18 protein-coding genes are annotated in these 21,103 nt (G+C 65.9%); 11 read left to right on the top strand and 7 right to left on the bottom strand.

Annotated elements, in window-relative coordinates:
- Positions 1-3: 3 nt before the first annotated feature.
- From tssA to tssC, 9 genes are all read left to right on the top strand, one after another.
- A complete protein-coding gene (gene tssA, locus NOV72_RS26565) occupies positions 4-1,026 on the top strand; it encodes a type VI secretion system protein TssA (protein ID WP_106857516.1) in 1,023 nt (340 codons plus the stop codon).
- A 58-nt stretch (positions 1,027-1,084) separates the two neighbouring features.
- Positions 1,085-1,543: a DUF6484 domain-containing protein gene (locus tag NOV72_RS26560; protein WP_106857515.1), complete on the top strand. Its 459-nt coding sequence runs from the start codon at positions 1,085-1,087 to the stop codon at positions 1,541-1,543.
- A 12-nt stretch (positions 1,544-1,555) separates the two neighbouring features.
- Positions 1,556-2,644: a DUF2169 family type VI secretion system accessory protein gene (locus tag NOV72_RS26555; protein WP_106857514.1), complete on the top strand. Its 1,089-nt coding sequence runs from the start codon at positions 1,556-1,558 to the stop codon at positions 2,642-2,644.
- Between the two features lie 10 nt (positions 2,645-2,654).
- Positions 2,655-3,692 carry a hypothetical protein gene (locus NOV72_RS26550; RefSeq protein WP_106857513.1) on the top strand — a complete coding sequence of 346 codons (1,038 nt, stop codon included), beginning with the start codon at positions 2,655-2,657 and terminating at the stop codon, positions 3,690-3,692.
- Positions 3,689-4,819: a PAAR-like domain-containing protein gene (locus NOV72_RS26545; RefSeq protein ID WP_106857512.1), complete on the top strand. Its 1,131-nt coding sequence runs from the start codon at positions 3,689-3,691 to the stop codon at positions 4,817-4,819. Before NOV72_RS26550 ends, NOV72_RS26545 begins: the two co-directional genes overlap by 4 nt.
- A 19-nt stretch (positions 4,820-4,838) precedes the next feature.
- Positions 4,839-5,723 (top strand): hypothetical protein, encoded by an 885-nt coding sequence (locus tag NOV72_RS26540; RefSeq protein WP_106857511.1) that lies wholly within the window; start codon positions 4,839-4,841, stop codon positions 5,721-5,723.
- A 10-nt stretch (positions 5,724-5,733) separates the two neighbouring features.
- Positions 5,734-6,963: a TIGR02270 family protein gene (locus NOV72_RS26535; protein WP_106857510.1), complete on the top strand. Its 1,230-nt coding sequence runs from the start codon at positions 5,734-5,736 to the stop codon at positions 6,961-6,963.
- A gap of 59 nt (positions 6,964-7,022) precedes the next feature.
- Positions 7,023-7,550, top strand: a complete 528-nt coding sequence (gene tssB / locus NOV72_RS26530; RefSeq protein WP_106857509.1) for a type VI secretion system contractile sheath small subunit — start codon at positions 7,023-7,025, stop codon at positions 7,548-7,550.
- 66 nt (positions 7,551-7,616) lie between these two features.
- Complete coding sequence (tssC, locus tag NOV72_RS26525; RefSeq protein ID WP_425428782.1) at positions 7,617-9,083, top strand: type VI secretion system contractile sheath large subunit; 1,467 nt, start codon at positions 7,617-7,619, stop codon at positions 9,081-9,083.
- Between the two features lie 29 nt (positions 9,084-9,112).
- Here tssC and NOV72_RS26520 read toward each other — a convergent pair whose 3' ends face one another.
- The 7 genes from NOV72_RS26520 to NOV72_RS26490 all read right to left on the bottom strand — a co-directional run bounded on the left by NOV72_RS26520 (position 9,113) and on the right by NOV72_RS26490 (position 18,082).
- Positions 9,113-9,898: a PP2C family protein-serine/threonine phosphatase gene (locus NOV72_RS26520; protein ID WP_106857507.1), complete on the bottom strand. Its 786-nt coding sequence runs from the start codon at positions 9,896-9,898 to the stop codon at positions 9,113-9,115.
- Positions 9,899-9,911: 13 nt separating this feature from the next.
- Positions 9,912-11,267 carry a type VI secretion system-associated FHA domain protein TagH gene (gene tagH / locus NOV72_RS26515; protein WP_106857506.1) on the bottom strand — a complete coding sequence of 452 codons (1,356 nt, stop codon included), beginning with the start codon at positions 11,265-11,267 and terminating at the stop codon, positions 9,912-9,914.
- Positions 11,268-11,270: 3 nt separating this feature from the next.
- Entirely contained in the window at positions 11,271-13,907 is a 2,637-nt protein-coding gene (gene tssH / locus NOV72_RS26510) for a type VI secretion system ATPase TssH (RefSeq protein WP_106857505.1), read from the bottom strand.
- A gap of 81 nt (positions 13,908-13,988) precedes the next feature.
- Entirely contained in the window at positions 13,989-15,083 is a 1,095-nt protein-coding gene (tssG, locus tag NOV72_RS26505; RefSeq protein WP_106857504.1) for a type VI secretion system baseplate subunit TssG, read from the bottom strand.
- Complete coding sequence (gene tssF, locus NOV72_RS26500; RefSeq protein WP_106857503.1) at positions 15,059-16,945, bottom strand: type VI secretion system baseplate subunit TssF; 1,887 nt, start codon at positions 16,943-16,945, stop codon at positions 15,059-15,061. The genes tssG and tssF overlap by 25 nt, the downstream gene beginning before the upstream one ends.
- Positions 16,946-16,968: 23 nt before the next feature.
- Positions 16,969-17,475 carry a type VI secretion system baseplate subunit TssE gene (tssE, locus tag NOV72_RS26495; RefSeq protein WP_106857502.1) on the bottom strand — a complete coding sequence of 169 codons (507 nt, stop codon included), beginning with the start codon at positions 17,473-17,475 and terminating at the stop codon, positions 16,969-16,971.
- 16 nt (positions 17,476-17,491) lie between these two features.
- Complete coding sequence (locus NOV72_RS26490) at positions 17,492-18,082, bottom strand: type VI secretion system tube protein Hcp (RefSeq protein WP_106857520.1); 591 nt, start codon at positions 18,080-18,082, stop codon at positions 17,492-17,494.
- A 148-nt stretch (positions 18,083-18,230) separates the two neighbouring features.
- On the opposite strand from NOV72_RS26490, the gene NOV72_RS26485 reads away from it, so the two are divergent.
- Positions 18,231-18,713: an Hcp family type VI secretion system effector gene (locus NOV72_RS26485; protein ID WP_106857501.1), complete on the top strand. Its 483-nt coding sequence runs from the start codon at positions 18,231-18,233 to the stop codon at positions 18,711-18,713.
- 28 nt (positions 18,714-18,741) lie between these two features.
- Entirely contained in the window at positions 18,742-21,096 is a 2,355-nt protein-coding gene (locus NOV72_RS26480) for a type VI secretion system Vgr family protein (RefSeq protein WP_106857500.1), read from the top strand.
- Positions 21,097-21,103 lie beyond the last annotated feature (7 nt).

Here is a 21,103-nt window from a genome sequence, read left to right as displayed (position 1 = left end):
GCGATGATCGACATCGAACCGCTTCTCGCGCCGGCCGCAACGATGCCGCCCGCGGGCATCGATCTGGAATACGACGCGGCGTTTCTCGAATTCGAAGCGCTCGCGCGCGGCATGCCGCAGCGCCAGTTCGACACGCCCGCCGAGCCGCCGCCGTGGACCGACGTGCTGGAACAGGCCGAAACGTTGCTCACGCGATCGAAGGATGTGCGCGTCGCGCTCGCGTGGACGCGCGCGGCGGCGCACGTACACGGCCTCGCGGGTTTTCTGGCGGGGATGCGGCTCTTGACGGGTCTCGTCGAACGATACTGGGACGGTCTTTATCCACCGCTCGATCCCGACGACGACAACGACGCCGCGTTGCGCATCAACGCGCTCGCGCCGCTCGCCGATGCCTACACGCCGTTCGCGGAAGCCGAAACGCTCTTGCACGATCTGCGCGAATGCGAAGTGTGCCGCGTGCACGGCGAGCGGCTGACGGTGCGCGACATGCTCGTCGCGCAAGGCAGGCTCGCCGCGCAGGAAGGCGCGCCGGCCGCGACCTTGCCGCGCGTGGAAGGCATGCTCGCGGAGGCCGCCGCGAAAGATCCCGGACTCCTCACCGACGGACTCGACTTGCCGCGCGCCGTGCAGACGCTTTCGGACCGCATGACGGACACGCTCGGCGCGGAGCGCGCGCCTTCGATGAGCGCGCTGACGACGGCGACGCGTCACGTCGCCGCGCAGTTTCGCGCCATCGCGCCGGCGGCGCATGAAGAACGAGCGACGGAAACCATGAAATCGACTGACGAGCCGGCGCCGCATCGCGCGATGGCGCGACTCGGCGAAATCGCGACACGCGAGGACGCGCTCGCCGCGCTCGACGCCGTGTGCGCGTTCCTCGAACGCACGGAGCCGACGAATCCCGCGCCGCTGCTGATTCGCCGCGCGCGCGGGCTGATGGGCAAGGACTTTCTCGCGGTGATGCAGGACCTCGCGCCGGACAGCCTCGCGCAGATTCATCTGATCGCGGGGACGCGGCCGCAGTGAGCGTTTGAAATTGCCGATGCGTCGTTCGTCTAACGATCGTGACAGCGAGGAGAGCGCGATGAGCGGACGGGATTTCCTTCAACCGGCGGCGATCGACGGCGTGCGGATCGGCGAGCTGATCGGATTCACTGGCGATGGCGCGTGTCCGCTCGTCGTCTATCCCGGACAGAGCGGCGGCGCGGCGCTGCCCGCGCGCACGATTCCGGATGTGCGTGGCGCGCATATCGGCTGCGAAGTGCTGCTGATGTTCGACGGCGGCGATCCGGCGCGGCCGGTGATCATCGGTTGCGTGCGCGCCGAGCGCGCGTGGCCGCTCGACGAAGCGCCCGCGCAGGTCGAAGCCGATGCCGACGGCGCGCGTCTCGTCGTGACGGCGAAAGAGGAGATCGTCTTCCGGTGCGGGCAGGCGAGCATCACGCTCACGAAGGCCGGCAAGGTGCTGATACGCGGAACGTACGTGTCGAGCCGGTCTTCGGGCGTGAACCGCATCAAGGGCGGATCGGTGCAACTCAATTGATCGTCGACGAAGATGGAACTGGTCAACGCCACCCGCATGGTCGCGGGCTACACGATGGGCACGGAGCCGAGCGGGCGCGAGTCGCTCGTCGTCGTGATCAAGGGCACGTTCCGGCTGCCTGCGCCGGGCGAGGCCGTGCGTCTTGCCGATGAGCAATTGCCGCTCGTCATGGCCGATACCTTCACCGGCCAGCCCGGATTTTCCGCGCCGTATCACGAGGTGGACTATGCGCCGCACAAGCCGCGCTGCGACGTGCTGCTGCTTGGCAGCGCGCACGCGCCGGGCGGACAGCCCGCGACGCGCGTGCCGGTCGGCTTGCGCGTGGGCGGCATGGCGAAGCAGTTCGCGGTGATCGGCGACCGCGTGTGGCAGGCGGGCGCGGCGCGCATCGAGGCGAGCGCGCCGGTGCCGTTCGTGACGAAGCCGATTACCTACGATGTCGCGTTCGGCGGCGTCGATGAGGAGCACGACGATCCGATGCAGCATGCGGCGTTCATGGCCAATCCGGTCGGGCGCGGGTTTCGCCGGCATCTGCGGCGCGAATGGGTCGACGGGCGGCGGCTGCCGAATACGGAGGAACTGAACCGGCCGGTGACGCGGCCGGACGAGGTGTATCGGCCGATGTCGTTCGGCGTGCTGGGGCGTGGCTGGGAGGGGCGCTATCGCTATGCGGGCACGTACGACGATGAATGGATGGAGAAGCACTTCCCGTTTTTGCCGCCGGATTTCGACGAGCGGTATTACCAGGCCGCGCCGGAAGATCAGCAACTGACGATGCCGGTGGGCGGGGCCGAAGTCACGCTGATCAATCTGACGGCGGATGGCAAGCGCGGCTTCGCGTTGCCGGATTTCGAGGCGCCGGTGCTGGTGGTGCCGAAGCATGGCGAGCCGGAGGATTATCGGGCGGGCGTGGACACGATCGTGTTCGAGCCGGAGATGGAGCGGTTCACGATGAGCTGGCGGGTGAGAAGGCCGTTGAAAAAGAACATGTTCGAGATCGCGCGGGTGCTGGTGGGGAGGAAGGGGAGGGAGTGGTGGCAGCAGAAGGGGGTGGTGGCGTTTCCGATTCCCATCGTGGCTGTACCGTTCGATGCACAGTGAGACAGGTTCAATGACGCACCGATCCATCGCCATCTTGAGTTCGGGCCTCGTCACGAGCGTGGGGTTGTCGGCGCCGGCGTCCTGCGCGGCCATTCGGGCCAAGCTCAGCAATCCAACCGAGACGCGGTTCATCGACTCGGGCGGCAACTGGATCATGTCTCAACAGGTGCCATTCGAAAAACCGTGGCGAGGGTTGTCGCGTCTGGTGAAAATGGCTGCGAGCGCAATCGGCGAATGTCTTTCGGATACCGAACGAAGCGCCTGGAAGAACCTTCCGCTGCTGCTGTGCGTGGCGGAAAAAGGCCGCCCGGGCCGCTTCGCCGACCTCGACGATGACCTGTTGAAAAAGCTGGAACTCGAATTGAATACGAAGTTCGAGCGGCGTTCCTCTGTCTATCCCCAAGGTCGGGTCGGCGCGGCGCTCGCCCTGGAACGTGCTCGCAAGCTGATCTATGACGAGGGCGTGGAGCACGTGATCATAGCCGCGGCGGACAGCCTCATTCAATGGCGCACTCTCAGCGCGTATGACCGTGCCGAACGAATACTGACGGAAGGGAACTCGGACGGGTTCATGCCCGGCGAGGCCGGAAGCGCGATTCTGGTGGGACGTCCGCGCGGCGAAGGCGATCTGTGCTGCATCGGTATCGGTTTCGCAATGGAACACGCGCATATCGATTCGCACACGCCGATGAAAGGCGAGGGCCTGGCTCTGGCTATCAACGAATCGCTTCGCGACGCCGAACGCAACGAACGCGAGCTGGCGTTCAAGATCTGCGATCTTTCCGGTGAACAGTTTTATTTCAAGGAAGCGAGCATTGCCTTCAGCCGGATCGATCGCACGATACGAACGCACTTCGACGTGTGGCATCCCGCCGAGTCGATCGGCGAAACGGGAGCGGCAATAGGACCATTGTTGCTGGTCGTGCTGCTCGCCGCGCATCGGAAGCAATATTTGAAGGGACGGTGCATTCTGGCGCACCTCGGCTCGGACGAGGGGCTTCGGGCTTCCATCGTCATACAGGCGACGGATCGCATGGAGGCGCATTGAGCAATGAGGTCTACGCGAACGGGCGCGAACTGGCTTGCGGCGCCGGCGAAGGAAAGACGATATGCGCGATGCCCGACGTCTGTTTCACTCCGCCGGAAAATCCTGCCACGCCGCCGGGCGTTCCAGTGCCGTATCCGAACTCGGCCTTCGATTCAGATACGACCGACGGCAGCAAGACGGTGGAGATTTCCGGTAAGGAGATCATGCTGAAAAACCAGTCCTACTTCAAAAAGTCGACCGGCGACGAAGCAGGATGTGCAGCGAAGAAGGGCGCGATTTCCGGATCGACATCGGGCAAGGTGTATTTCACCTCCTGGTCGATGGACGTCATCGTGGAAGGCGAAAACGTGGTGCGCCATCTGGACATGACGACCGACAATCACGCCTGCCCCGAGGCCAACGAGGCGGTACCGTGGCCTTTCGTGAAGAAGATGACCGCGGCGCAGAAGAAGAAATGCGCAACCATGATCGAAAACGAGAAGACGGACTGCGCAGACTACAAGCCCTACAAGAAAAACGGCAAGGACGTGTGCGAGGAAGCCAAAGTGAGCGGCAGTTTCACATATGGGAAAGGCGCGACGACAACGCGCGCCAAAGCCGCCAGCAGCGATCCTTGCTCCGTAGCCAGGAGGTGCCGCCTCGTTCCCTTCAACGCGACACCCGAGGATGGAATTCACGGCTGTTGTCCCGCGCAGACTCCCGATCATATCGTTCCGAAGAGTTCATTCTTCAAGGTTCGATTCGAGAAGGGTGGGCAACTCGATGACTGGAAGAAATACGAAGATCAGAAGGCGCCCTGCATGTGTCTCGAGGGCGGCAGTTGCAGCGGCACGCATGGTTTGCGCAGTTCGCATCACAAGGCATACAGCGATGTCGAGGCAGGTGACCCGGTTTCCTTCGCCGACGAGGTCGATCACTGCGCGGACGGTGCGGTGGCTGTGGCTCCTCGATGCGACAAGGACTGCATCGTTGCACAATTGGTTGCGGGACACAAAGACATGGGCGATCCGAAAGCCGACATCAAGCATTCGCCTACAGGACGCAACTACACGGACAACCCAGAGGATCTCGACGCGTTGATGAAGAACACGGTCGGTCCTCCCTTGCCCGCCAGTTCGGTTGGCTAACTCTTTTCGAGGCGAAACCATGACGAGCCGATTTTCTGACACACGCGAGTTCGTAAGGGGCGTGGCCACACGCCCGGATCTCGTCTGCCTCATCAGCAAAGTGAAGGATCTGGTCAGACAGGAGATTGCCCACTCCAGCGGCATCTGCGTGGAGCAAGGCGCCTGGACGGGCATGATGAACGTCGCCTGGGATTCGACTGCGATCGCTTTTGCTCATCAGCCCTTCAGGAAAGTCGTGATCGTCGGACAGGATGGCGATGTTGCAACATACGCCGCCGGCCAAAAGGGCGTCGAAAAGATAGACCCGGACCCCGTCACTATTCGCAACGCATGCACCATCGACGGCTATGTGTATGCATGCGGCATGAAGCGTCAGGTCTACGAGCGAAGCGGCGAGAACCAATGGCGCGACCTGAGTGCGCCGCTCGCCTCGTCCGGGGAGACGGCGGGATTCGAAAGCATCCAGGGCTATTCGCGCGAGGAAATCTATGCCGCGGGCTGGAGCGGTGAAATCTGGGAATTCGATGGCGCACGCTGGTTCGACAGGGCTCAATTGACCAATCTGATTCTGACGTGCATATGCTGTGCACCGAATGGCGAGGTCTTTGTCGGTGGACAGGAAGGCACGCTCATACGCGGTCGACATGACGTGTGGACGCTGATGAACTGGGAAGATGGCTTCGGAGCGGACATCTGGGACGTGCACTGGTTCGGAGATTGTCTCTACGTTGCTACGTATTCCAATCTCTACACGCTCGATGGAACGAGTTTGATTCCCGTCGATTTCGGCCCAGTCGGGCAACTCTCCTGTTTCAACCTCACCTCGGCGGGCGGCACCTTATGGTCGATCGGCCACAACGACGTCGCCTCGTTCGACGGCACAACGTGGCGTCGTTACGACTAAAGGCGCCCCGATGAACGCGCGCCCAGGCTCGTTGGCCCCCATCCTCCACCAACACCTCGAAGACTCCGCCTGTCTCCGCAACACCCGCTCGTACCTCGTCCGCGCCCCGCACGTCAAGCTGAGGCATCTGGCACGCCTCGACGAGCGCATCGCCGCCCACCTCGACGGCATCGCGGTCGCGGGCCGCGTCGGTGCTCAAATGACGATGCAGGCGCTCGACCGCCCCGGCAAAGGCGAACTCTTCACCGCCGCGATCGGCTGTATCGAAGCGCGCTCCGACAAGACGCTGCTGCAACTCGTCGCGCTCGGCGAAGCCGTGCCCGCCGCCCGGTCCGGCCTGCATTCCGCGTTCGGCTGGGTCTCCGCGAGCCGCCTTCAGGAAACCGTCGGCGGTTTGCTCGCCAGCGACGACCCCGCCGCGCAACGCGCCGGCCTCGCCGCGTGCGCGCAGCATCGCGTGGACCCGAAGCGCTTTCTGGATACCGCCATCGCCTCGGAAAACGCCGCCGTGCGCGCGCGCGCCCTGCAATGCGCGGGTGAAATCGGCCGCATCGATCTGCTCGGCGCCTGCATCGCACGCCTTGACGACGAAGACGCGACTTGCCAACGCCGCGCCGCGCAATCGGCGCTGCTGCTCGGCGACCGGAACGCATCGCTCGACATTCTGCGCGAACTCGCACCGGCCGACGCCGCCAGCGCGCTGCCGCCCGCCGAAGCCCGCCGTCTGCTCGAAAGCATCGCCGCACGGCACATCGGCAAACGCCTGCTGGTCCGCGCGATCGCCCACGCAGGCGATCCGCACTACATCGACTGGCTGATCGGCCTCATGTCCGACGACCGCTTCGCCCGCATCGCCGGCGAAAGCTTCAGTTTCATCACCGGCGCGGACCTCGCGTGGCTCGATCTCGACCGCAAGCCGCCCGAGCGCATTCCCGCAGGCCCGACCGACGACCCCGGCGACCCCGACATCGCCATGGACGAAGACGACGGCGCCCCGTGGCCCGACGCCGGCAAGATCGCGCAGTGGTGGCAGGCCCACGCGCCGCGCTTCGAAAGCGGCCGGCGCTATCTGTGCGGCGCGCCGCCGTCGAAAGCGCATTGCATCGACGTCCTGAAGGACGGTTATCAACGTCAGCGCATGGCCGCCGCGCGTCACCTGTGCCTGCTCGAACCCGGCACGGCGCTCTTCAACTGCGCCGCGCCCTCGTGGCGCCAGCAGCGCCGTCTCGATGCGCTTTAAATCCGCGCGCGGCTGAATCGTCTTCAAAGCGTGGCTCATGCTCACGCGAAGGAGACGTCATGGCAACCAGCAGTCAGAAATTCATCGGGCGCAATCGCGCGCCGCGCGTGCAGATCGAATACGACGTCGAAACCTACGGCAGCGAGAAGAAAATCCAGCTTCCGTTCGTCATGGGCGTCATGGCCGATCTGTCCGGCAAACCCGCCGAGGCGCTGCCGCCCGTCGATCAGCGCAAGTTCCAGGAAATCGACATCGACAATTTCGACAGCCGCATGAAGGCGATGCATCCGCGCGTCGCGTTTCAGGTGCCCAACAAGCTGACGGGCGAAGGCAATCTCAGCGTCGACATCACGTTCGAGACGATGGACGACTTCTCGCCCGCCGCCGTCGCGCGCAAGGTCGACGCCCTCGCGAAGCTGCTCGAAGCGCGCACGCAACTCGCGAATCTCGTCATCTTCATGGACGGCAAGAACGGCGCCGAGGAACTCATCGCGCGCGTGCTCGACGATCCCGCGCTGCTCAAGACGCTCGCCACGGTCACGCCGCCCGCCGCCGACGGCGCCGCCGCGCCCGCCGCCGCCGAATGAGCCGAAAAGGAAACGACCATGTCCGACATTCCGCAATCCGCGTCGCCCGCCGAATCGCAGCCCGCCATGCAGGGCGCGATGCTCGAAGGCGACGAACTCTCCGCGCTCCTGAACCGCGAGTTCCGCCCGAAGAGCGACGAAGCCCGAACCGCCGTGCAGACCGCCGTGCAGACGCTCGCGCAGCAGGCGCTCTCGCAGACGAGGCTCGTCTCCGGCGACGCGATCCGCTCCATTCAGGCGATGATCGCCGAGATCGACGCGAAGCTCACCGAGCAGGTCAACGCGGTCATGCATCATCCGGACTTCCAGAAGCTCGAAGGTTCGTGGCGCGGGCTGCACTATCTCATCAACAACACCGAAACCGACGAGATGCTCAAGATTCGCGTGATGAACATCTCGAAGAAGGATCTCGGCAAGACGCTCAAGCGCTTCAAGGGCGTCGCGTGGGACCAGAGCCCGCTCTTCAAGCAGATCTACGAGCACGAGTACGGCCAGTTGGGCGGCGAGCCGTTCGGCGCGCTGGTCGGCGACTATTACTTCAATCAGACGCCGCCGGACGTCGAACTGCTCGGCGAAGTATCGAAGATCGCGGCGTCCGCGCACACGCCGTTCATCGCCGCCGCCGATCCGAGTCTCCTGCAGATGGACTCGTGGCAGGAGCTCGCCAATCCGCGCGATCTCACGAAAATCTTCGGCACACCGGAATATGCGAGCTGGCGTTCGTTGCGCGCATCCGAGGATTCGCGTTACATCGGGCTCGCGATGCCGCGCTTCCTCGCGCGCGTGCCGTACGGCGCGAAGACCGAGCCCGTCGATGAATTCGACTTCGAGGAAGACACCGGTTCCGCCGATCACACCAAGTACACCTGGGCGAACTCCGCGTATGCGATGGCGGTGAACATCAACCGTTCGTTCAAGCTGTATAGCTGGTGCTCGCGGATTCGCGGCGTGGAATCGGGCGGCGCGGTCGAAGGGCTGCCGGTGCACAGCTTTCCGACGGACGACGGCGGCGTCGACATGAAGTGCCCGACCGAGATCGCCATTTCCGACCGGCGTGAAGCCGAACTCGCGAAGAACGGCTTCATGCCGCTGATTCATCGCAAGAACTCGGATTTTGCGGCGTTCATCGGCGCGCAGTCTCTGCAAAAGCCGTTCGAGTACGAAGACCCCGACGCCACCGCCAACGCCGCGCTCGCCGCGCGCCTGCCGTATCTGTTCGCGTGCAACCGCTTCGCGCATTATCTGAAGTGCATCGTGCGCGACAAGATCGGCACGTTCAAGGAACGCTCCGACATGGAGATCTGGCTCAACAAGTGGATCACGCAGTACGTGGACGGCGATCCGGCCAACTCGTCCGAGCACACCAAGGCGCAAAAGCCGCTCGCCGCCGCCGAAGTGAAGGTGCAGGAAGTGCCGGGCGCGCCGGGCTATTACACGTCGCAGTTTTTCCTGCGCCCGCACTATCAGCTCGAAGGGCTCACGGTGTCGCTGCGGCTCGTTTCGCGGTTGCCGTCGGCGAAGCAGGCGGCCTGAAGTTTCCTATCGACGATGCCCGCGACGCGTCACGCGCCGGGCGTCAGCATCACCGTCGTCTGCGACGCATCGCCGATCCACACCGCGCTTGCCGTGAAGTTGTCGTGATTCGGCCGCGCGGCCCCGCGCAAGCGCGACACCATCAGATCGAGCCATTCGGCGGGCGTTTGCGCGCCGCCGATTGCGCCGATCATCACGGATTCGTCGAGGTATTCCCAGAAGCCGTCGGTGCATAGCAGGAAGGCGTCGCCATCCGCGACGGGAAACGGTTCGTCGGAGGCCGCGATCGCCAGATCGTCCGCCGTGCCGAGCGCCGAGAACAGCACGTTGCGGCGCGGATGATTGCGCACGTCGCGCGTGTCGAGCAGGTTCGCGTCGATCATGCTCTGCACGAGACTGTGATCCTGCGTCTGCACGACGGTCGCGCCGCGCCGGAAACAGTAAAGACGCGTATCGCCGCAATGCGCCCACGCCGCGACGCCCGCCGCTTCGTCGATGCCGAGCAGCACCGCCGTCGAACGCATCTGCGCGAGATCGCGGTCATGTTCCTGCGCGTCGATGATGGCGTCGTTGGCGCGCAGCAGCACGCGCAACAGATTCGGCCCGGTCAGCGCCACGCCCGCCGACGCGACGCGCGTGAGTTCCGCGAGCACGGTATCGACCGCGATGCGCGACGCGGCATCGCCGCCGCCGTGACCGCCCGCGCCATCGGCGACGACACTCGCGAACAGCGGCGCGCGCCGCCATTGCCCGTAGGCGTCCTCGTTGCGCGAGCGGCCGCCCACGTCGCTCACGCTCGCGGTTTGCAGTTGCATGTCGTGCCTCTCGTCACTGGCGGCCGCGCTGCCTGAGTTCGTCGATCTGCGCTTCGTAAGCGGCTACGAACGCGCGGCCGAACAGCGTATGGAAATCCTCGGTGGCTTCGCTCGAAAGCTGGCCGTACATCTCGATGAAAAGATCCCAGCAACGCGCGCGGCGATTGAGTCCGGGCAGAAAGCCGTCGAGCATCGAGCGTCCGGACAGGCGCGCCTCGATGCGCTGCGGCTCGAATCGCTCGAACACGCCGTCGAGCGCGGCGCGCATGCCCGCGACCATGCCGACCTGATGCGCGCGCAAGTCGGCGTAGGCATCCTCGAACGCGACGGCGGGCGGCATGAAGCCGCGCATCTGCGGATTGAGCAGATGCATGAGCGCGGCCTCCACGTTCGGCGAGAACTTGAGCGGATTGTTGTCCGACGCCGCGATCATCGTCGCGCCCGTGCGCATCTCGCGCTTGAGCGCGGCGCGGGCGGCGAGCAGTTCGAGCGTGCCGCGCGCCGCTTCGCGCAACAACTCGCCGATGAGCTGCATCAGCGTGGGCGTGAGCGCGTCGATACGCACGCCGTGCGTGTTCAGGCCGCGCAGGAAGGCTTCGACGAGCGCGCGGTCGCCGGCCGGCTCCGCTTGCGATGAAACCGGCTTCGGCGCCGTTTGCTGCCTGGGCGGTGTAAATGCGCTGTGCAGTTCCGAACCGGCGTCGGGGCGCGTTGCGGGCGGCTCGACGGGACGCGCGGCGCCGGTGAGGCTCGCGAACGGATCGGCGTCGTGGGCGGTGTTGGGCTGCGTTAACGGTTCAATGAGCGGATCGATGAGCGGATCGCCTTGCGACGAAGCGCCCGGCGCGAGATCGAACAGTTCGTCGATCGAGCGTTTCGAGGCCGGATCGTCGAAGCCGAAGTCGAAGTCTTCGGCGCGCGCGGTCTTCGGTTTGGGCGCGGCGAGAAGGTCGTCCACGTCGTCGGGCGCCTTCGATATCACGGGCGGCGCGTCGAACAAGCCGGAGAACGGATCGTCGGCGGATGTCGGTTCACTCGCGTTCACCGTATCGTCTTCGGCGTCGATACCGGCGCGCAACTGATAGCCGCCGATCTGCACTTCGTCGCCGTGCGCAAGCGTGACTTCCTGACCCGGATCGAGCGGCGCGCCGTTGACGAGCGCCGGATTGCTGCCGCGATCGATCAGGAGATAACGCCCGTCGCGCCACACGATCTGCACGTGCAGACGCGAGACGGTGCGCTCGGCGTCGTCGAGCACGAGCCGGTTCGTCACGGCGCGTCCGACCGTGCCGCCGTCGGTATCGAAGCGCGCCGCGAGCGGCACGCGCGGCGGCTGTCCGTTGTGAAGCGTCACCGTGAGCGTGAGCATGGTTCAGTCGAACGCGTAGACGAAATCGCCCGCGCTCGCCGAAAGCCGGATCTGCGCGAGCGCGCCGCCCTCGGTGAGACGCGTCAGATATTCCGTCGAGATGCGCGGCAGGACGGTGTTCGTGAGCAGCGCGTCGATCACGCGTCCGCCCGATTCGCTCTCCGTGCAGCGCGAGACGATGAGCCGCACGGCGTCGTCGTCGTAGTCGAACGGAATGCCGTGATTGTCCGCGACGCGCCGCCGGATGCGCTCCAGTTGCAGGCGCACGATGTCGGTCATCATCGCGGAGGAAAGCGGGTAGTAGGGCACCGTGACGAGCCGGCCGAGCAGCGCGGCGGGAAATACGTCGAGAAGCGGCTGGCGCAGCGCGCGCGTGAGATCGCCGGGCGCGGGCACGCTGGCCGGGTCGCGGCACATCGACATGATGATCTCCGAGCCGACATTCGACGTGAGCAGGATGATCGTGTTCTTGAAGTCGATGTAGCGGCCTTCGCCGTCTTCCATCCAGCCCTTGTCGAAGACCTGGAAGAAGATTTCGTGCACGTCCGGATGCGCTTTTTCGACTTCGTCGAGCAGCACGACGCTGTACGGGCGGCGGCGCACGGCTTCGGTGAGAATGCCGCCTTCGCCGTAACCCACGTAGCCGGGCGGCGCGCCCTTGAGCGTCGAGACGGTGTGCGCCTCCTGAAACTCGCTCATGTTGATGGTGATGACATTCTGTTCGCCGCCGTAGAGCGTCTCGGCGAGCGCGAGCGCGGTTTCCGTCTTGCCGACGCCCGATGTGCCCGCGAGCAGAAACACGCCGACGGGCTTGTCGGGGTTGTCGAGCCGCGCGCGCGACGTCTGGATGCGCTTCGCGATCATGTCGAGCGCGTGGCGCTGGCCGATCACGCGGCGATCGAGCGCGTCGGCGAGATGCAGCACCGCGTCGAGTTCGTTCTTCAGCATGCGGCCGACCGGAATGCCGGTCCAGTCCGCGACCACGCCCGCGATCACGCCCGCATCGACGCTCGGCAGGATCAGCGGCGCGTCGCCCTGCAGCGCGTCGAGACGCGCCTTGAGTTCCGCGATGCGCGCGAGGCGTTCGTCGCGCGATGGCGTATCGACCGCTTCGCCTTGCTCGCGCAACGACGCGCGCAGCGCAAGCAGTTCGTCCACGACACCTTTCTCTTCGTTCCAGCGCGCTTCGAGGCCGCCGAGCGCATCGCGTTCGCGCGCGAGCGCCGCGGCGACATCGACGGCGCGCGTGCCGGTATCGACGCCCGCATTCGCTTCCCGCGCGACGATCTGCGCCTCGACGTCGAGCGCTTCGATACGGCGGCGGCAGTCGTCGACCTGCGCGGGCGTCGCGTGCTGGCTGACGGCGACGCGCGCGCACGCGGTGTCCAGCAGCGACACGGCCTTGTCGGGCAACTGCCGCGCCGGAATATAGCGATGCGACAGCCGCACGGCGGCCTCGATCGCCTCGTCGAGCAACTGCACGCGATGATGCCCTTCGAGCACCGCCGCCACGCCGCGCAGCATGCGCACGGCCTTGTCCTCGTCTGGCTCCTGAACCTGCACGACCTGAAAGCGCCGCGTGAGCGCCGGGTCCTTTTCGATGTGCCGCTTGTACTCGGCCCAGGTCGTCGCGCCGATCGTGCGCAGGTCGCCGCGCGCGAGCGCGGGTTTCAGCAGATTGGCCGCGTCGCCGGTGCCCGCCGCGCCGCCCGCGCCGACGAGCGTATGCACTTCGTCGATGAAGAGGATCACCGGCTTCGGGCTCGCCTGCACTTCATCGACGACCTGACGCAGCCGCTGCTCGAACTCGCCCTTCATGCTCGCGCCCGCCTGCAAAAGCCCGAGATCGAGCGACAGCAGCGCGACCTCGCGCAACGGCGGCGGCACGTCGCCGCGCACGAGACGCTGCGCGAAACCCTCCACGACCGCCGTCTTGCCGACGCCCGCTTCGCCGGTGAGCAGCGGATTGTTCTGCCGCCGCCGCATCAGAATATCGACGAGCTGGCGGATTTCGTCGTCGCGGCCGGTGACGGGATCGAGCGCGCCCTGGCGCGCCTTGCCGGTGAGATCGGTCGTGTATCTGCGCAGCGCGTCCTGTCCGCCCGTGCCGGCGGGCGCGGGCTGCGCATCGAGTGCGGATGGCTGCTGCGCCGCCTCCGGTTCCTCGACCGAATCCGCGACGATGCGCGCGAAGTTGTCCGACAGGTCTTCCGGCTTGATGCGCTCGAACTGCCGCGAGATGCCGAAGAGCACGTGGCGCAGGCGCTGCGTCTTCAGCATGCCGACGAGCAGATGGCCCGTGCGCACCTTCGTCGCGCCGAACAGCAGCGTGCCGTAGACCCAGCCGCGCTCGATGGCATCGCCGATATGCTCGGAGATATCGGAGATCGAGCTCGCGCCGCGCGGCAGGGCGTCGAGCGACGCGGTCAGCTCGCGCGCGAGCGCGGCGGCATCCACGCCGTAGTGCGCGACGACGCGCTGCCAGTCCGAGTTCGGCGTCTCCAGAATCTGCATGATCCAGTGCGCAAGCTCGACATAAGGATTGCCGCGCATCTTGCAGTAAACCGTCGCGCTTTCGACGGTCTTGTAGCCGAGCCTGTCCAGCTTGCCGAACAGCGCGACACGACTGATTTCCGCCATCGCCGAACTCCTTTTCCGACGCACGCGTCTCCCTTCGATAAGACGGCGCAGCGACGGGGATTTTGCAAGGCCGCGCGTCCGTTACGAAAGATGCGCGTCGGCGTCGAGCGCGAGATCGGCGCAATCGGCGTGTCGCGCGGCGCGTCCGAGCCACGCCGAATAGCCGAGGCGCCCGTAACGGCCGATCCGCGCGGTCGGCACGTCGCCGGCGGCGAGCACGAGTTGCGCGTCCCACGCGAACTCGCCGTTCAGATGCTGGCGAACCACGGCGACGAGCGTCGGCAGCGCGGCGCCGCCCGGCAACAGCGTTTCGAACTGCGCAAGCGACAGCGGCCCGATCACGAGACGGAACGCGTGCTGCCGGTCCCACACCGCGCGGCCGAGCACGGCGCCGCGTCCGAGTGGCGCGAGACCGGACGCATCGCCGGAAAAGCGCGCCGCACGATGCCGCAGCGCCGTGCGTTCCTCGCGCTGCAGCGTCATCCAGTGTCCGCGATACGGCTCGACGCGCACCGGCACGCGCAACAGCGCGCCGGCGATCGCTTCGAGCGCGTCGGCGGGGCGCGTCTGCATGTTCCAGAGGCCGGCGAAATGCAGCTTCGCGTGATCCGAAACCGCGTCGCGATGACGGCTCGCGTCATCCGCGATGCCGATCAGCGCGCCCGCGTAGAACGCGAAGCGGTCGTGCCCCGGACGATCCAGCCCGGTCACCGGCCGTCCCTGCGCCCACGCGCGATAAAACAGCAGCAGAAAGCGATGCAGCAGCGCATCGAGCAGTCGCGCGAACGCCGTGTCGCCGTGATGCAGCGCGCGTTCGCGGGCGAAATCCGTCAGGTGCAGCGGCAACGGGCCATTCGGGCCGAGGTAGCCGAAAAAGCGCTGTTCGAGACGCGGCGCGCGGTCGTCGCGCTCGCGTTTCAGCGCGGCGAGCGGCGCGGGCGCGAATGCGAGCGACACGTCCTGCGCGAGTCGAATCGGCTCGTCGGCGGGACGCGCGCCGCTGCCAAGGCGTGGCAAGTGCGGCGTGAGCGCTTCGACGTGCCGCATCACGCGATAGAAATCATGCCGATGCGGCTCGGCCGCGACCGCATCGAAGAGATCGAAGAGCGCGTGCGTGGCTTCCGGCGGCGCTTCGGACGCCGCCGCCGCGCTCAGAAGATCGTTCTCGTGCCGCATCGTGGTGGCAGCCGCAGAATCTCGCCGCGCGCGCTCGTGCGCAGCGCCGTCTGCACGAACGCGTTGATCGACACGTAGCGCGCGAAAAAGCGGTCGAGCACGCAGCCGAAGAGCCACGCGCTGCCGCCCTGAAAAGCGAGATCGTCGACGTGCACGTCGATCAGCAGGCCGCGCCCGAACGCGATCGGGCCGGGCATCGGCAGGCGGCGCACGACGCCTTGCGCATCCACGGCGACGACGCCCGCGACCTGCGCCTTGGCGGCCTGATCCGCGTCCGGTACGTGCAGCATCAACAGCGCGCGCAGCGCCGCGGCGGCTTCGCGCGGGCCGTTGCACATCGACAGATAATGCAGCGACAACTGATCGATCAGCCGCCAGCTCCGGGCCGCGTCGAGGTTCGCGGGCGCGGGCCGCGACGGGCCGCTCACGCAGCGCACGGCGCTCACGGGCGCGGCGATTTCGAGCGAGAAATCGTTGCCTGTCGCGCTCGGCGGCATCGTCAGCGGCAGATCGCGATTCGTGCAGAGCGTCGCGAACGTCAGTTGCCGCAGCGAGCCGCGATACGGCGCCGCGTTCGGATCGACGATCGACACATACGTTTCGCTGCCGATGTACTCGGTGCGCGCACCGCTCTTGCGCCGTCCCGCCGGCACGATGCGCGGCTCGCGCTCGGTCGTGAAATAGGCGGCGTCGCCGGGACGGTCCGTCAGAAAATCCGCGTAGAACGGATGAAACACCTGCTCGGTGTCGTCGCTCGCGCCGTAACCCGACACGCCGGTGACGGAATGCACTTCGAAGTCGAGCGAATGCGTGCGGTCCGGCACGACATGAAAACGCGCGGCGGCGTCCGTGACGAGCGCGCGGTCGGCATGCTTCGGGAAGAGATTGATCGCGGGCACGCAGTCGAGCAGCACGTTGTCTTTCGTGACGATTCGCTCCAGCGACGCATCGCCGCTCGCGAGCAGAAACGTCAGTTCGATTTCGCGCGACGCGAACGACGGCAAGACATCGGCGAGGCCGGCGACGCGCGCGAAGCGAAAGCGTTCGGGCAGCGCGAAATACTCGTGCAGCAGCCGGTATCCCTGAAACGCGTTCGGCGTGACGGGCAAGAGCGCTTCGCCATCGCCGAAGCCGGCGGGCGTGACGGCTTCGGCGGGCAACGCGGCGAGCGCGCGGCTCGGCCGCTCGGGCGTCGATACGACGACGGCGAGCGTGCCCGCCATCACCAGTTCGTACAGGCGATACGCTGTTTCGTCGCTGCCCGCGAAATAGAGGCTCAGCGCGTCGGGACGCAGCGCGTCGAAAGACAAACCCTCGGGCGTCGTGAGCCGGATGCGCAGCGCGCCCTTCACGCGATGCGCGAGCGCCTGCGTCGCGGGCAGCGCGGCGAGCGGCAGATCCTGCATCCGCGCGAAATAGCGCGCTTCGGCGAGTTCGATCGGCCAGAGCGTGAGATCGGCGCCGGTGCGGAATTCGCAAGGCGTCGTGTGCGCGCTCGCGGCATGCCGGGCGATGAGCGCGGTGCCGCGCGGCACCGTGAAGCCTTCGGCGAGATTGGGGCTCACGAAATCGGGCGCGAGGCGGGCGATCAGCATCGAGGGCGTCGGGCAGGCGGCCTGCGGCAGCACGACGTGTGCGAGTTGCTGCGTGAAGCGCGGAAACTCCTCTTCGATCTTCAACTGCACGCGCGCGGCGAGAAACGCCGTGCCTTCGAGCAGGCGCTCGACATACGGATCGGCCACGTCGATGCCGCTCATCCCGAGCCGCACCGCGATCTTCGGAAACTGCTCCGCGAACTCCGCGCCCATTTCCCGCAGATGCGCGAGTTCGGTGTTGTAGTGGCGCAGCAGGCGCGGGTCCATGTGCGGGTCGTCCGGGCGGGCCGTCAGCGCGGCAGTTCCATGACCGTGATGCCGCCTTCCTCCAGATCGATCTCCGTGCGCAGCGCGAATTCCAGCGGCACCGGCTGCGCCCACAGGAGGCCGCGGATCACGAGCGCGATCTGGTTGTGCATGTCGAGCACCGAGCGGTCGAGCACGGGCTCGATTTCCAGCGTCGATGGATCGATGCGCGGCTCGAAGCGCTCGATCGCCTGGCGGATGGCCGATTCGAGCAGCACCGTGTCGATCGTCGATGCAAAGCGCCCCGACAGGCACGGCAAGCCGTAATTGAGCACCGACGCGAACGCGTGCGGAAAGCTTTCCTGGGCAATCGCGCCGCCGAGGTTGGTCGTGTTGAAGAGCCAGGACACGTCGCGCAGCACCGCCGCGCGCAGCCCGCGATGCGTCATGAAGCGCTCGCCGGCGGGATCGGCGCGCGCGGCGGGATCGTCGTCGATCAGGCGGTCGAGGAGCGTCGGTTGCAGGCGGTCGGCGGCGTTGGGCTCGTTCATCGGCGCTGAACCTCTTCTAGCCCACGCGGCGCGCGGAGACGTCGAGCGCAAAAGTGACGTCGGCGCCGCGGCTGCCGGTTTCGGTCTGCGGCGCGCAGGTCATCGTGATCTGCTGCGCCGCCAGCTCGAACACTTCGCACAGACGCGCGAGGCGTGTGCTCGTGTAAATGTGATAGTTGCGGATATAGGCCTGCTCCAGCTTCATCGACAGATATTCGATCTGCACGCCGTGGTCCGTGCCCGCCGACTTGAAGCAGCGGATATGCGCGAGCGAGAGCAATTCCGCCTGCGCGCACAGCCGCGCGAGCACGGGCGACGCCGAGTCGACCGACTTGATGACGCAAAGCGCCGTCACGCGCATGTCGTTGGCGTTGAGCGCGGCGGCGAGCGGCGCGGCGTCGTAGCCTTGCGCCCAGCGCCAGCCGTGGACTTGCATCGGCGTGTCCCAGTCGCCGCGCTTGGCCGCTTCGCCTTTCACCGGCGTGTTGCTGCGCTTGGGCACGACGTGCAGAAACATGTCGTCCGAATCCGCGAGCGCGAGTTGATCGAACTGGCGTAGGGCGTCGATCGTGAGAATGCTGTCGGAGCGCGGGTCGGAGGTTGGCATCGTGCTGATCCGTTGAACGACGTTGCGCAGATAAGACGGCGCGCATCGGGCGATTTTGAAATTCAAAAACGGCGGACCCGGTTCGTTTAACCGTTGCATTGCATGCGCGGGCCGCGTGCAGCGAAGGCCGATCACGACGGAGGAACACATGGCTACGACCGACTGCTATCTGAAGATCGATGGAATCGACGGCGAATCGAAGCACAAGGGCGCGGAAGGGCAGATCGAAGTGCTGAGCTTCAACTGGGGCGTGACGAACGCGAGCAATCCGATGACCGGCAGCGGCAGCGGCATCGGCAAGGCGTGTCCGGGCGTCTTCCAGTTCGTGCATCAGTACGACAAGTCGGCGCCCACGCTCAAGAAGAATTGCGCGAGCGGCAAGCACATGCCGAGCGCGAAGCTCACCGTCAGCAAGGCGGGCGAAGGGCAGAAGGAATTCCTGACCGTCACGATGAAGCAGGTCACCGTGACGAAGATCGCGCTGCTCTGCGTGCCGGGCGGGCATCCGGAGCAGACCGTCGATCTGAGTTACGCGGACATCGAGTTCGAATACAAGCCGCAGGACGACAAGGGCGCGCTGGGCGGCGCCGTGAAGTTCGGCTGGGACGTGCGCAGCACCGAAGTGCGCTGAACCCTGACGCCGCCAGGCCGGAGCGCCGATGCCCAACGATGCCGCCGCTCAAAGCCCGCTCGTCACCGTCGATACCCCGCTCGGCGACGATCTGCGCATCCTCGGCGTGCGCGCCTGCGCGGAGCTCGGCCGCATGCCGCGCGTCGAGCTGACGCTCGTCTCGAAGCGCGCGGACCTCGACTTCGGCCGCATCCTGGGCAAGCGCGTGAGCGTGTCGCTCAGCGTGCCGAAGGCGAAGCCGCGCGTGTTCGGCGGCTATGTCGTCGGCTTCAGGCAAACCGGCATGCGCGGCCGGCTGCACGTCTACGAAGCGGCGGTGCGGCCGTGGCTGTGGCTGCTCGCGCGGCGCAGCAACTGCCGCATTTTTCAGAACAAGACGGTCGAAGAGATCGTGAAGGCCGTCTTCGCCGATCCCGTCTACAAAGGCCTCGAATTCGGCGAGATCAAGTGGAAGGCCGGCACGCGCGCGCATCCGGCGCGCGAATACTGCGTGCAATATCGGGAATCGGATTTCAATTTCGTCAGCCGGCTGCTCGAAGACGAAGGCATCTACTACTGGATTCAGGACAAGGACGGCAAGGAATCGCTGATTCTCACCGATACGCTCGCCGCGCACGAAAGCGTCGCGGGTTGCGAATCGCTGCCGTACGGCGCGGTGCTGGCCGGCGCGCCCGATATCGACTATGTGAGCGAGTGGCGCACGAATCACGCGATCGAAACGCGCAACTGGCTGCTCACCGACTACGACTTCAAGCATCCGTCGCGGCAGTTGCAGAAGCAGGCCGTGAAGCACATGCAAGGCTTCGACGCGTTTTCCGGACTCGAACATTTCGATTATCCGGGCGGCTATGTCGAAGCGGACCACGGCGCGAGCCGCGCGAAAACGCGCGCGGAAGAATGGCGCGTGGAAGGCAGCGTGCCCGACGATCCCGACCTCAACTGGCATCAGGTCGAGGCGCGCACCAACAGCCGGAGCGTGCGCGCGGGCGCGCTGCTCAAGCTGACGCGGCATCCGCGCGCGGATCAGAACGCGCAGTATCTCGTCACGCGCACGCGCTATGAAATCGAGCTCGCCGATTACGAAGCCTTCGACGGCGCGCAGGCGAATCGCTGCGAATGCTGGTTTTCCGCGATCGACGCGAAGCAGGCTTTCGCACCCGCCCGCAGCGCCCGCAAGCCGTTCGTGCAGGGGCCGCAGACGGCGGTCGTCGTCGGTCCGGGCGGCGACGAGATCTACACGGATCAATATGGCCGCGTGAAAGTGCAATTTTTCTGGGACCGGCAAGGCAAGCGCGACGAAAACAGTTCGTGCTGGATTCGCGTGTCGCAGCCTTGGGCGGGCAAGGGCTGGGGCGCGGTGGCGATTCCGCGCATGGGGCAGGAAGTGATCGTCGATTTTCTGGAAGGCGATCCGGACCGGCCGATCATCACGGGCCGCGTGTACAACGCCGAGCAGATGCCGCCCTACGACTTGCCCGCGAACATGACGCAGTCGGGCATCAAAAGCCGGTCGAGCAAGGGCGGCAGCGGCGCGAACTGCAACGAACTGCGCTTCGAGGACAAGAAGGGCGCCGAGCAGGTCTTGATTCACGCGGAGAAGGATCAGAGCATCGAAGTCGAGAACGACGAAACGCACTGGGTCGGGCGTGACCGCAAGAAGAATGTCGATCACGACGAGACGACCGTCGTGAAGCATGACCGCACCGAAACCGTGGGCAACAACGAGAAGATCGAAGTGGTCGTCGATCGCAACGAGAAGGTCGGCAACAACGAGACCATCGCGATCGTCGCGAACCGGACGGAAACGGTCGGCGGCAACGAGAACATCACGATCGGCCAGAATCGCTCGATCCTCGTGAAGATGACGGAAACCGCGAACGTGCTGTTGCAGCGAACGCATCTCGTCGGCCTCAACGAGACGATCACGGTGGGCGCCGCGCAGGAAATCGGCATCGGCGCGTATCAGACGGTGAAGATCGTCGCGTATCAGAACGTGAGCGTGGGCGCGAATCAGACCGTCGATGTCACCGGCGATCAGAAGACCACGGTCGGCGGCAATCAGACGCTCGGCGTCACCGGCGGCCAGACCGTGACGGTCGGCAAGGATATGGGCGAGACGATCGACGGCGCGCAGTCGAGCACGGTGAAAAGGGCGCGCACGACATCGGTCACGGAAGACGATACGCTGACTGTCGGGAAGAACCTGAAGATCAGCGCGGCCGATTCGATCACGCTCGTCACCGGCGACGCGAGCATTACGATGAAAAAAGACGGGACCATTCAGATCAAGGGCAAGGACATTACGGTCACCGGCAGCGGCAAGATCAACGTGAAAGCCGACAGCGATATCGTGATGAAGGGATCGAAGATTCTGCAGAATTGAGGGTTCT

The sequence above is a fragment of the Caballeronia novacaledonica genome, assembly GCF_900258035.1.
GTDB lineage: Bacteria > Pseudomonadota > Gammaproteobacteria > Burkholderiales > Burkholderiaceae > Caballeronia > Caballeronia novacaledonica.
This window is presented reverse-complemented; position numbering and strand designations above follow the sequence as displayed.